Here is a 12,660-nt window from a genome sequence, read left to right on the forward strand (position 1 = left end):
CTATTCGGGATCGATGCGTCTTCGCCCCTGGATTCGTCCACAGCGCCTTCGGTACCCGTGGTCGGCGTTCTTGCGGCCGACGCTCGCCGCGAACTCAGCTATCCCTTGCGCGACGGCGTGCCTCGACGCTTGGTGACCGAAGACCTCCCCGCCCCACAGGGATCGCTCGAGCAGCGGGTCGCCGATCACGTCGACTTCTCGCCCGCCGTGCTCGGCTCCATGCATCAGACGTTTGCGCGCCTCCTGAAGGTCGAGCGCGAAGTGTTCGCCATCGTGCAGGAAGATCGCGAGTCGTACGTGCTGGCTCAGCTCGGTGCCGCGCAGATCGCGCAACGCCTGAACCGGCAACTGGGACTTTTCGATGTCGACGCACGCGCGATATTGCGGGCACTGACCGAACGCTTCGTCGCGAAACTGCCCGAGGCGGGTTTCGCCGTGCCGTCCGACCCTGAAGCGATCGACCAGGCGCTCGATCTTGTGCTCGTCCGGCACCCCCAACTGCTCGCGAACGCGTATCGCGCGACACGCATGCAGCAGGTGTCGGACCGGAGTATCGAGCTGCCCGCCGCGATCGTATCCGGCGAGCGTCTCGAGCCTTCGCGCCGCAGCGCATACGGCGTGCATCCGCCGGGCTTCGACTCGCAGGACGAGCGGGATTTCGCCAGGTTGCTGGATCGCAGCGACGACGTGCTCTGGTGGCATCGCAATCCCGCCCGCCGGCCGGAGAGCCTGGTGCTGTATCGCTGGAATGACGGCGCGGCGTTCCATCCTGATTTCATCGTGGCCATTCGGCAGCGCGCAACGCAGGATCAGATCGCGCTCGTCGAGATCAAGGGCCCGCGCGGTTGGGGCGATCCCGTCGATGTGCGCAAGGCCGAGGGGCCGGCACATTCGGCCTACGGCCGCTGCCTGTTCGTCGGCCGCGAGAAGGGTGGCAAGTTCAAGTTGCTCAAGCCACAGGACCAGCGACTGCAGCCATTCGCGGACTTCGACATCGCGCAGCTGCGTTGGGTGGAGCGTTGAGGTCCTATCCGACCCTGGCGACAGCTGGTTTCGCGCTTCCGCCGGAATGACGGTTTGCAGGCTTGCAGCCCGTTCGGCCGTTTCGAGGCGCCCGCAGGTTTCAACGTAGCCAGCAAATTCGGCCGTGCTACTCAGCCGTGCACCAGTGCGTGTGATATCCGCCGCCCGCGCGCGTATCACCTTGGCATGAGGCAGGATCGGAGGCCGGGGTGGACATTGCAGGGGCGACCATGACGACGGCGGCGCAGCGAGCGCAGTTCGAACAGCTGCTCGAACGCCATCGCGGCATCGTGCTGAAGATCGCGCACGCGTATTGCCGCGACAGCGAGGACCGGCGCGACCTCGCGCAGGAGATCGCGGCGCAGCTGTGGAAGGCATTGCCGGCGTGGGACCGCGGCCGGCCGTTCTCGACCTGGATGTACCGCGTCGCGCTCAACGTCGCGATCTCGCATGCGCGCAGCGCTGGCGAACGCCGGCACCTGCCGCTCGACGACGCCGGTGGCGAGCCGAGCCACGACGCCGACGCCGAACGCGAGGCCGACGACGGCGTCCGCGCGCTGTACCGCTGCATCGAGCGGCTCGACCCGCTCAACCGCGCGCTCATGCTGCTCTATCTCGACGAGCGCAGCCAGCGCGAGATCGGCGAGATCCTCGGCCTCTCGGAAACCAACGTGGCGACCAAGATCGGCCGCCTGAAAACGCGCATCCGCAACGAACTGGGAGAATGAAATGGAAGCGACCATGGAACTCGACGACCTCAAGCACGCCTGGCAGACCCTCGACCGCCGCCTGCAGCAGCAGAACGCGCTCGGCTTCCTGTTGCTCAAGAACAGCCGCACCGACAGCGCGCGGCGCGGCCTGCGGCCGCTCGCCTGGGGCCAGGCGCTGCAGATGCTCGTCGGCGCGGCGGGCATGCTCGTGTTCGCGCCGTACTGGGTGCGGCATCTGCACGAGCCCGCCTTGCTCGTGTGCGGCCTCGTGCTGCACGCGTACTGCCTCGGCCTCGTCATCGTCGGCGCCGTGGTCGAAGCGCGCATCGCCGCGATCGACTACGCCGAACCCGTGCTCGCGATCCAGCGCCGGCTGCTCGCGCTGCGCCGTGCCTACGTGATCGGCGGCATGGTCGTCGGCCTGCCCTGGTGGTTCATCTACGTGCCGCTGCTGATCGTGCTCGGTGACGGCCGCATGCTCGAGGACGCGCCCGGCGTCGCCCTCATCCAGCTCGCGATCGGCGTGGTCGGCCTGCTCGGGACGTGGTGGTTCCACCGCTGGGCGAACCGGCCCGAACGCGCCGCATTCGGTCGCAAGCTCGACGACTCCGCGGCTGGTGGCAGCATCCGCCGCGCGCAGGCGGCGCTCGACGAGCTCGCGGCGTTCGAACGCGACTGAAGCTAGTGCGGCCGCGCGCCCTCGGCGATCGAGCGCGCGCGGTTCGCGATCGCCGCATCCGGCACGTCGCCGAGTCGGCGGAACAGCTCGACGCGTGCGGCGAAACCGGGCTCGTAGGGGCTCGGCGTCTCGACCGGTGACGTGACCCACGCATCGAGGAACCCCACCGCGGCGCGGCGCTCGTCCTCGCCGCGCGCTCCGTCCCAGCCGGTGGCGATCGCGGCGGGCACGAACAGCAGGCCGCCGCCGTAGCGGCCGGCTTCCTTGTCCTCGCGCAGGCGCGCGAAGAGTGCCGCGCGGTTCTCCGGTGCGAGCGCAGCGACATGCGCGGATGCGCGCTCGACGAGGGCCGCGAGCGCCTTGCCCGCATCTGCCGGCGGCGCTGGCGGTGTGCCCCAACCGACTGGCCCGAGCGTCTCGGCGTAAGCGCCTTCGCCGATGCGCCAGGCGAGCTGTTCGCCGCCATGCGCGAGTTGCGCCGCATCGGGCGACGACGCGACGAGGCGGCCGGTGACGTCGATGTCGGCGAGCATGTCGCCGACGACCTCGGCAACCTGCGGCTGCACGTGCGCGAGCGCGCCCGGCATGCGTTCGCCCCACCACGGCAGCAGCAGCAGCGGCCCGAGCGCGGCGAACAGCATCGCTGCGCGCGGCAGGCCCGCCATGAGCAGCCCCATGCCGCGCAACCAGAGCCAGGCGCCGACCACGAGCAAAAGCGCTCCGGCGAGCCAGGCGCCCGCGTTGCCGGGGTGGCGTTTGTCGGCGACGAACGCCGCCGGCATTCCCCCGGCGGGATCGCGCGGATCGAGCGCGAGCGGGAATGCGGGCACCGGCGTGCCCCAGCCTGCGAGCGCCGCATCGAGCGGACGATCGAGGCGCCGCCGCAGCGCATCCCATGCGCTGCGCGAGACGCGTGCGTCGAAGGCGCTGAAGGGCGGGTGCGCCTTCAGCCAGGCGCTCTCGGCCTGGCCGATGCGGACCGTCGGCACCGCGAAACCGCGCGCGTCGCGCGGCATCGCGAACGGCACGCCGGGCGCCATCGTCACGTCGTCGACGAGCATCGGCAGGATTTCCTCGCCGTGCACGTTGATGCGATTGCCGCAGTAGGCGCGTCGCAGCGGATCGCCCCACTCGCCTTGCCAGGCGACGATCGCGCAATGCGTCGCGCGTGCAGGGCCCGCCCAGTTGCCGCGATCGCCTTGCGCCGCCGCGTCGAAGTCGAGCGCGAGCCAGGCATCGACGATGCGGCCGTCGACCGATGCGGTGTAGCTGCGGTAGTGCCAGGCATCGAGGAGCCGCGCCGGCCCCACCAGCCAGCCGGTGCTGAGCAGCACGATCGCGACGCCGAGCGGGAACGCAGCGATGAAGCGGATCAGCGGACTGACCGCGAGACCGGCCGCCTGGCCGAGCACGAAGGCGCGCCAGCCGCGCGCCGGCGGATCCGGCGGCGGTTGCGCGGCCGCTGCCATGCGCTGCCCCGCTCGCTGCTTGCCCATCGCCCCTCCCGCGTTGCGCCGCGATTATCCGCCCGCTGCAGCCTGCGCGCTCGTGTCGCTTACCATGGGCGTTTCCGTGCCCCGGCTCCGCCCGCCATGAACAAAACGTACGACCGCGCCTACTTCGACAAGTGGTACCGCAGCCCGGCGCATCGCGTCGGCTCGCGCGCCGAGCTCGCGCGCAAGGTCGCGATGGTCGTGCATCTGGCCGAGTACTACCTCGCGCGGCCGCTGCGCAACGTGCTCGACGTCGGCTGCGGCGAGGCGGCGTGGCGCGCGCCATTGCTGCAGCTGCGGCCGCACCTCGCCTACCGCGGCCTCGATTCGAGCGAGTACGCGGTCGCACGCTACGGCCGCGCGCGCAACATCGGGCTCGCAACGTTCGGCCAGCTCGCCGAACTGCGCTTCGACGAACGCTTCGACCTCGTCGTCTGCAGCGACATGCTGCACTACGTGCCGGCACGCGAGGTCGCGCGCGGCCTGTCGGGCTTCGTGGACCTGCTCGAGGGGCTCGCCTTCATCGAGGTATTCACCGCGCGCGATGATCCCGGCGGTGACACCGCGGGCTTCATCGCGCGTTCGCCCGCCTGGTATCGCTCGCGCTTCGCCACGGCCGGCCTGCTCGCGTGCGGCTCGCACGCGTATCTGTCGCCGCGCCTCGCGCGTTCGGTTGCCGCGCTCGAGTGCATCCCGGCGCGCGCATGAGCGCGTACCGCTTCGGCGCGTTCACGCTCGATGCGCCGGCGCGCGAACTGAGCAAGGACGGCGTGCGCATCGCGTTGCCGGCGCGCGCGTTCACGTGCCTGCTCATGCTGGTCGAGCGACGCGAGCGTGCGGTCGCTCGCGACGAACTCATCCGCGCGCTGTGGCGCCACGGCGCGGCCACCGACGTGCAGCTCGGCCAGCTCATCGTGCAATGCCGGCGCGCGCTCGACGACGACGGCCAGACGCAGTGGGCGATTCGCACGGTGGCCGGATTCGGCTACCAATGGGTCGCACCGACGGTCGCGCTCGACGCGACGCCCGCGCCGGCCGATGCGCCGGCACCGCGCGAGGACGATCGCTCCGGGCCGACCCCGCCCGTTGAACGGGCCACCGCGATGCGTCCGCGGCGGCGCTGGCGCGCGAGCGCCGGGTTCGCGCTGATCGCATTGCTCGCGCTGGGAGCGTCCTGGGCCTGGATGCACCGGCGCACGGCAGCCGTCCTCGCCGATGCGTCGTCCGCGCGCGTCGTCGTGCTGCCGCTCGCCGCGGGCGATGGCGACGAGCGCTGGCTGCGCCTCGGTGGCATGGACCTCGTCGCCGATCGGCTGCGCCGCAGCGGGCTCGTCGTGCAACCGAGCGAGCAGACCGTCGGCCAGTTGCGCGCGCTCGAGGAAGCGGGCGGTGACGAGGCGCAGGACGCCACGGTCGCGATTCGGCGCGCCGCACCGGCGGCGACGCTCGTCGAAGGCGACGTCGCGCAGCGCGACGGTCGCTGGTTCGTCCGCCTGCGCGCCGCGCGAACGCATGGCGCGCCGCCGCTCGCGGCGGTCGCCGACGACGTCAATGTGATTGCGGCGGTGCGCGACGCAGCGGATCGCCTCGCCGCCGCCCTTGGCCGCGTGCCGGCGAGCGGCGCGGATGCGGAGTACATCAGCGAAACCGTGCAGCGCGCGCAGGCGGCGCTGCTCGCGAACGAGCCCGACACCGCGCGCACGATCCTGCTCGGCGACGCGCGGCTCGCACGCGATGCCCCACGCCTGCGCCTGCAACTGGCCGAGGTCGACATTCGCGCGGGCCGCCTCGACGAGGCGCGCCTCGCGCTCGAGGAAATGCTCGCAGCGCCAGGAACCGCGGGCGTCTTCCGTGCGCAGCTGCTCGCCGCGCGCGGCCTCATCGCCGTGCGTTCGGGCCAGTACGCCGAGGCCGGACGCTGGTTCGGCGACGGCATCGACGCGCTCGGCGATGCGCCCGAGCCGCAACTGCGCGGCCGCCTGCACAACGGCCGCGCGGTCAGCCGCACCTCGCTCGAGGACTACCCGGCGGCGCTGCTCGACTACGGCATCGCACGCGACGCGTTCCAGCGCGCCGGCGACGAAGGCGGCGTCGCGCGCGTCGACGGCAACATCGGCGCGATGGAGCTGCTGCGTGCACATCCCGCGCAGGCCGAGCCGTATCTCGTGGCCGCGATCGCACGCTTCGAAGCGCTCGGTCTCGTGCAGGAACGCATCGGCGAGCTGCAGCTGCTGTTCGAGGCGCGCCGCGCGCAACTGGACAACACGCGGGCATGGGAGGCGATGGACGCGTCGTGGGCGCAACGCGCGCGCGTGCCGAGCCGCTACTCGCGCCTGTCGATGCGCCTGTATCGCACCGAGCAACTGCTGCAGCAGGGCCGCCACAACGAAGCCGGCGAGTTGCTCGACGATCCGGCCAACGATGGCCGGCCCGCCGACGTGGCCGAGAACGAGCGCATCCGTCTGCTGCGCGCCGGACTCGCCTGGCGCCGTGGTGACGGCGTGGGCGCACTCGCCGAGCTTGCGAGCGTACCGGCTGAGGCGCTCGCCTCCGCCGACAGCGACATCATCCGCGCCGACGTCGAATTGCTGCGCGCGCGCATCGAGCGTTCGCTCGGCCGCACCCGGACGACGGCCGGCGCAGCCGAGCCGGGCGCCGACGCCGCGACGAATGCGCGCACCCCGCTGCGCCGGCTCGCCTCGGCCAACCGGGCCTGGGCGGAGCATCGCGACGACGACGCGACACGGATGTTCGCGTCCGCGTTCGCGCTCGCCCAGGCGCAGGGCGTGCCGCTCACGATCGTGCGGGTCGCCGTTGACTACGTCGACTACCTGCTCGCGCGCTCGCGCCTCGCCGAAGCCGCCGCGATCGCGAGCCAGGTCGCGCTGTGGGCGGACCGCGACTACGACGCCGCGCTCGTGCAGCTCGCCCTCGCCCGCGCGCAGGGTCGGCGCGAGGCCTGGCAGGCCGCGTTCGATACCGCTCGCCGTCTCGCCGGCGAGCGCGCGATCCCGCGCGTGCTCGGCACGCCACCCGGCTGAGGCTGGCGCACCGAATGCCTTGTCGGAACGCGATCCGAACGCGATTCGCATCCGATTCGAACGCCCGGGCCGGCGCGCAGCGGCAGGCTCGGACGGCCCGCGCTCAGGCGGATACCATCGTTCACGAGGCTTCCATGCACCTGCGACCTGTCCTGTTCTTCCAGCTCGCGGCCTTCGCGGCCGCGAACGCCACCGCGGGCACGCCCGCACCGCATTACCATCTCGCGCCGATCACGATCCCGGATTCCAACGGCGTCTACGTCGCCGACATCAACGAGGCGGGCCAGGCGGTCGGCTATTACGTCGATGCGAACTTCGCCAACCAGGCCTTCCTGTTCGACGGCGGGCAGGTCATCACGCTGTCGCGCCCGGCCGGCCGCGACGAAGCGATGGCGACCGCGATCAACGACCTCGGCCAGATCGTCGGCTACGCATCGACGATCACCGACGACGGCGCGCAGACGACCGCGCTGCTGTGGGACGCGGCGCAGCCGGACGGCTACGTCGTGATCGGTGACGACCAGGCGAACAAGCTCAACCCGGCCGACATCAACAACGCCGGCGTCGTCGTCGGCCTTGCCTCGCAGGACGGCGCATTCCGCGCGTTCAGCTGGAGCGCGGCCGGCGGCCTCGTCGACGACGGCGTGCCGCCGAATGGCCCCGACACGCAGGCGTACTGGTCGGCGATCAACGATGCCGGCACGATCGTGGGCGGCTGGAATGCGATCTTCGCCGCGTCGCACGCGACCACCGGCACGTTCGGCACGCCGGGCATCGTGCCGATCGCGGCCGGGGTCGATGATGTCGCGAGCATGGCGCACGGCATCGACGAGGGCGGCACCGCGGTCGGCGAGATGGACGTCGCGAATGACGGACACGCGGTGCCCGTCGTATTCCAGGGCGGCATCGCGACCGAAATCCCGGGTGCGCTGCTCGGTCTTTCGACCGGCGCGGCCTACGGCATCAATGCCGACGGCACGATCGTCGGCCGCGCGCAGGATTTCGCCACGCTTTCCTTCAAGGCATTCGTCTACAGCGACGGCGTCGCCTACGACCTGCTCGCACAATGCGACGGCGACGCGGGTTTCCCGTACCTGCTCAAGGCGTCGGCGATCAACGACCACGGCGTGATCGTCGGCGTCGGCCGCGTCGGCGACTTCGAGGTCGGCAGCTTCATCGCGACACCGGTCGGCGACGACGCGATCTTCGACGACGGCTTCGACGGCTGACGCACCAGCACGGGGCCGCGACGCCGCCGGCCGCGCGCGCCGCGACCGGCGGCCTCTTGCTGCCGTGCGGCGCTTACCGCTTCGCCGCGCCGAGCAAGTGCTCGCGCGTCGGCCGTCGCACCGGCACGTCGTTCGCGTCGCAGCTGCCGAGCCGGCAGAGCTCGGCGCGGATCGCGTCCGCGTTCTGCGCAATGACGTGGAACAGCGCGTTCTCTTCCATCGAGCCGTGCACCGCGGCGGAACCCGGTCCGCGCGCGTAGACCGCTACATCGTCGCCGCCGTGCGTTTCCGCGCCGAGCGGGACCATCGCTTCCTGCTCGTAGTCCGGCGCTTCGGTGTCGACGTGCTCGAGATCCGGACGCCCGTGTTCGGCACGGCGGTAGCCGCTACCGTCATGCGGATAGCGCTTGGGGCCTTCCGGCTGGCGCGCGCTCGCGCCCGGGTAGCCCGGGCCGTTCGCGTACTGCAGCGTCGTGTACGGCAGGCCGGTCGCGTCGCGCGCGTAGTCGTCGGTCGGCTTGCCCTCGCCGCTCGCGCCGCGCACCTTGCCGAGGATCGGATTGCCGCGCGCGGGGTAGCCGACGAAGGTGAGCGTATGACTGTGGTCGGCGGTGACGAGGATCAGCGTATCGTCGGCCGAGGTCATCTCGTCTGCGACGGCGACCGCATGCGCGAACTCGATCGTTTCGTCGAGCGCGCGGAACGCATTGCCGGCATGGCTGCCATGGTCGATGCGCCCGCCCTCGACCATGAGGAAGTAGCCGTTCGGGCGGTGCTGCAGCACGGTCAGGGCCGCGCGCGTCATCTCCGACAGGCTCGGTTCGCCAGCAGGATCCTTCGCGCGCTCGTGCTCGAACTTGAGGTGCTCGACATCGAACAGGCCAAGCACGCGGCGCGTGCGGGCGAGATCGAGCGCATCGAGCTGCTGCGTGTTCCAGACGTACTCGGCGCCCGGCTGCCGTTTCCAGTCGGCGACGAGGTCGCGGCCATCGAGGCGCTTGCCGGGGAAGCCGGCATACTCGGGATCCTTCTGGCTCGCCGGCATGAACTCGGTGCGCCCGCCACCGAACGCGACCGTGATGCCGTCGCCGATGTGGAAGTCGACGAGCTGCTGCGCGAAGTCGAGGCAGCCCGCGGCACGATCGGCATCCGACATGTCGGCGTCGACTTCCCAGTTGCGTTCGGGCAAGTGGCCATAGGTCGCTGCGGGCGTCGCGTGGGTAATGCGCGTGGTGGTGACGATGCCGGTCGCGAGCCCGGCCGCGGCGGCGAGTTCGAGCGCGCTGACGAGCTCGGTGCCCCGGCTCGACGCGCAGTCACCGCGCGTCGCGCGCTGGTCGACGCCGATCACGCCGAAGCGCGTCTTCACGCCGGTCATGATCGCGGTCATCGTGCCGGCGGAATCGGGCGTCTGGTGGTCGGTCTCGTAGGTCTTGCTGAGCGCGCTCGCGGGGAAATTCTCGAACGACAGGCGGTTCTCCTCGCCCGAGCCACCCTTGCGCTGGCCATCGAGGATGCGCGCGGCGGTGATCGTCGGGATGCTCATGCCGTCGCCGAGGAACACGATCACGTTCTTTGCGTGCGCGCGCCGCGGCAGGTTCGCGTGTGCGGCGGCGGCGCCGGCGCGGAACCACCAGTCCGGCGTTTCTCCGTCCGGATGATGGATGACGGGCACGTCGATCGCGCTGCCGGTCGCATCGGCACGCGGCCTTGCCGGCGCGCATCCGGCACACGCCAGACCGATCGCGGCGCCGGCGGCGACGAGGCGCAGGTACAGGTACGGCATCGGGCGACTCCTCACGAACACAGTGCGACAGTGCAGCACATTCCCGTTGCAGGTGCCATCGCGAGGGTGAGCGCGCTATCGACGCACCCACCCTGCTCGTCCTCCGGCGAAAGCCGGGATCCAGCGTGTTCGACGCGAGCGCCGACGCGACGTGTCTCGCGTCCGGCGAGTCGTTCCCCTGCGCGCGCGATCGGGGCGCTGCGCTCAGCGCGGCCGACGCGCGCGGCCGCGCGCGGGCTTCGCGGCTGGCTTGCGCGTGGGCGCGGCCTTTTTCTTCGGCATCGAGGGCGACCCCGCGAGCGCCGGCATGCGCAGGCCGCGCAGGGTCGCCGCACCGACCTGCGGCGTGCGTCCTACGCGCGCATCGAGTTCCTCCATCCAGCGCTGTGCGACGCGTTCCCAGCCGGGCGCGGTGAAGTGGATCTCGTCGTGCCAGAACGAGGCGGGCATCGCCGCGACGAGTGGACGCAGGTCGAAATAGGCGACGCCCGGCAATGCCGCGAGCCGTGCGTTGAAGCGACTCATGATCTCGTCGACGATTGCGCGCGCATGCACCGCATCGAGGCCGCAATGCTGCAGCAGCCACGGCCCGACCCATGGGCCGATGCCGAGCAGCGGCAACCAGGTGGAACCGGGCTCGAGCGTCGGGTTGATCGGCCCGTAGCCGTTCGTGAGCACCGGCGCGCTGCCGGGCACGAGGCGTGCGAGCAAAGCGCCCCAGCGGTTCGCGACCTGCTCGAAGATCGCGTCGAGGGCGGCATCGTCGATGTGCGCGTCGCCGTCGCCGCCGCTGACGTAGCTCTGGATCTTCGGAATGAAATCATTGCCGCCACCGCTGACCATGAACGCGTCGAATGCGAACGGCCGCTGCTGGCGCGCGAACTCGCTGCGCACGTAGTCGAGCGCGAGGAGGTCATGGTCGCCCGGCATCTGCTTCATCTCGAAGCCGACCTTGGCGATCGACAGTACGTTGAAACCCGGATGCGTCGGGTCGATCGCGCGCACCCAGTCGTCGTCGTTGAGCAGGTTGACGACCGACGCGCCGCGCCACCATCCGCCCGGGGCGGCCAGCCAGGAATCGCCGGTCGCGAATACCTTGATCGCCTTGCTGCGGCTCTTGCAGCGGGCCAGGAAGAGGTCGCAGCGGTCGAGCGGATACTCGCGGATCGGACCGGCCATGGCGCGCTCCAGCGCCGGGGTGCCGGCCGGCGCGTATACGAGTGTACCGCGCCGCGGTACGCGCGGATCAGCGCGACGCGGCGAGGCGGCTGTGGCGGATGCCGTAGGCGAAATAGATCACAAGGCCGAGGGCGACCCAGCCGATGAACACGGCCCAGGTGATCGCGGCGAGCTCGGACAAGAGCCAGACCGAGAACACGATGCCGACGACCGGCACGACCGGCACCCACGGCGTGCGGAACGCGCGCGGCAGGTCGGGCTTGCGCCGGCGCAGGATCAGCACCGCGCTGCAGATCACGATGAACGCCGACAGCACGCCGATGTTGACGAGCTTGGCCACTTCGCCGAGCGGGAACAGGCCGGCGACGAGCGCGGTGAAGAGGCCGAGCGCGAGCGTCGGTCGGTGCGGCGTGCCGTAGCCCGGGTGCACCTTGGCGAACCAGCCGGGCAGCAGGCCGTCGCGCGACAGCGCGAACCAGATGCGCGCCGCGGCGAGCATGAAGGCGAAGATCACGCTGAGGATGCTCGCGACCGCAGTCGCCGAGATCGCCGCGCCGATCCACTTCATGCCCAGTGCCTGGAACGCGTGCGCGACCGGCGCGTCGTTGCCGAGCTGGGTGTAGGACACCATGCCGGTCAGCACGAGCGTGATCGCGATGTAGAGCGTCATCGACACGCCGAGCGAAAGCAGGATCGCGCGCGGCAGGTCGCGCTGCGGGTCCTTCGCTTCCTCCGCGGCGGTGGTGAGCGTGTCGTAGCCGAACACCGCGAAGAACACGACCGCCGCCGCGGTGACGACGCCCTGCCAGCCGTAGTGGCCGACGCCGTCCGCGCCGACGACGCGTTCGGGCACGAACGGATGCCAGTTCGCCGGGTCGACGTAGAACGCGCCGACGCCGATGACGACCACGACCGCGACCACCTTGATCGCGACGATCAGCGTGTTCGCGCGCGCACCCCATTCGGTGCGCATCGTCAGCAGCAGCGCGACCGCCATCGCGACGAGCGCGCCGATGAGGTTGAAGACGCGGCCGTCGCCCGAATGCGGCGCGCCGCGCAAGGCTTCGGGCAGGTGCAGGCCGAACGCGTCGAACAGGTTGAGCACGTAGCCGGACCAGCCGCTCGCGACCGCGGCGACGATGAGCGCGTATTCGAGCAGCAGGTCCCAGCCGATCAGCCAGGCGACGAGTTCGCCGAGCGTCGCGTAGCTGTACGTGTAGGCGCTGCCGGTGACCGGGATGAGCCCGGCGAACTCGGCGTAGCAGAGCGCCGCGGCGGCGCTCGCGATGCCGGCGATGATGAAGGACAGCGCGACCGCCGGGCCCGCATTCGCGGCGGCCTGCTGGCCCGCGAGCACGAAGATGCCGACGCCGATGATGCCGCCGAGGCCGATCGCGGTGAGCTGCCAGACGCCGAGCACGCGACGGAAGTCGCGGCGCGAGCCGAGTTCGGCCTGCAGCTGTTCGATCGGCTTGTGACGCGTCAGTTGCGCGAGCAGGCTCATGCGGCATTCCCCTGGA

At 71.2% G+C, this 12,660-nt stretch carries 9 protein-coding genes and 1 pseudogene; 6 read left to right on the plus strand and 4 right to left on the minus strand.

The window, feature by feature from the left end:
• From ACTHK2_RS09620 to ACTHK2_RS09630, 3 genes and pseudogenes are all read left to right on the plus strand, one after another.
• Nucleotides 1-1,023: pseudogene (locus tag ACTHK2_RS09620) on the plus strand (hypothetical protein); the annotation flags it as partial.
• 230 nt (nt 1,024-1,253) lie between these two features.
• Nucleotides 1,254-1,751, plus strand: coding sequence for an RNA polymerase sigma factor (locus ACTHK2_RS09625; protein WP_440245562.1), 498 nt, complete (start codon nt 1,254-1,256; stop codon nt 1,749-1,751).
• Nucleotide 1,752: 1 nt separating this feature from the next.
• On the plus strand, nt 1,753-2,412 hold the full coding sequence (locus tag ACTHK2_RS09630; RefSeq protein ID WP_440245492.1) for a hypothetical protein: 660 nt from the start codon (nt 1,753-1,755) through the stop codon (nt 2,410-2,412).
• Nucleotides 2,413-2,414: 2 nt separating this feature from the next.
• On the opposite strand, the gene ACTHK2_RS09635 is transcribed toward ACTHK2_RS09630, so the two are convergent.
• A complete protein-coding gene (locus tag ACTHK2_RS09635; RefSeq protein ID WP_440245493.1) occupies nt 2,415-3,908 on the minus strand; it encodes a hypothetical protein in 1,494 nt (497 codons plus the stop codon).
• Between the two features lie 96 nt (nt 3,909-4,004).
• Here ACTHK2_RS09635 and ACTHK2_RS09640 point away from each other — a divergent pair, with 96 nt between their 5' ends.
• The 3 genes from ACTHK2_RS09640 (at nt 4,005) to ACTHK2_RS09650 (ending at nt 8,175) form a co-directional block, all read left to right on the plus strand.
• The gene (locus ACTHK2_RS09640; protein WP_440245494.1) at nt 4,005-4,613 is read left to right on the plus strand and encodes a class I SAM-dependent DNA methyltransferase; all 609 of its coding nucleotides are present in this window, start codon (nt 4,005-4,007) and stop codon (nt 4,611-4,613) included.
• Nucleotides 4,610-6,946: a winged helix-turn-helix domain-containing protein gene (locus ACTHK2_RS09645; protein ID WP_440245495.1), complete on the plus strand. Its 2,337-nt coding sequence runs from the start codon at nt 4,610-4,612 to the stop codon at nt 6,944-6,946. The genes ACTHK2_RS09640 and ACTHK2_RS09645 overlap by 4 nt, the downstream gene beginning before the upstream one ends.
• 134 nt (nt 6,947-7,080) lie before the next feature.
• The gene (locus tag ACTHK2_RS09650; protein ID WP_440245496.1) at nt 7,081-8,175 is read left to right on the plus strand and encodes a hypothetical protein; all 1,095 of its coding nucleotides are present in this window, start codon (nt 7,081-7,083) and stop codon (nt 8,173-8,175) included.
• A 73-nt stretch (nt 8,176-8,248) separates the two neighbouring features.
• On the opposite strand, the gene ACTHK2_RS09655 is transcribed toward ACTHK2_RS09650, so the two are convergent.
• From ACTHK2_RS09655 to ACTHK2_RS09665, 3 genes are all read right to left on the minus strand, one after another.
• Nucleotides 8,249-9,961, minus strand: coding sequence for an alkaline phosphatase (locus ACTHK2_RS09655; RefSeq protein ID WP_440245497.1), 1,713 nt, complete (start codon nt 9,959-9,961; stop codon nt 8,249-8,251).
• A gap of 204 nt (nt 9,962-10,165) precedes the next feature.
• On the minus strand, nt 10,166-11,140 hold the full coding sequence (locus ACTHK2_RS09660; RefSeq protein ID WP_440245498.1) for a hypothetical protein: 975 nt from the start codon (nt 11,138-11,140) through the stop codon (nt 10,166-10,168).
• A gap of 67 nt (nt 11,141-11,207) precedes the next feature.
• Nucleotides 11,208-12,644: an amino acid permease gene (locus ACTHK2_RS09665; RefSeq protein ID WP_440245499.1), complete on the minus strand. Its 1,437-nt coding sequence runs from the start codon at nt 12,642-12,644 to the stop codon at nt 11,208-11,210.
• Between the last annotated feature and the right edge of the window lie 16 nt (nt 12,645-12,660).

This window comes from Dokdonella sp., from assembly GCF_051958935.1.
Taxonomy (GTDB): Bacteria; Pseudomonadota; Gammaproteobacteria; order Xanthomonadales; family Rhodanobacteraceae; genus Dokdonella_A.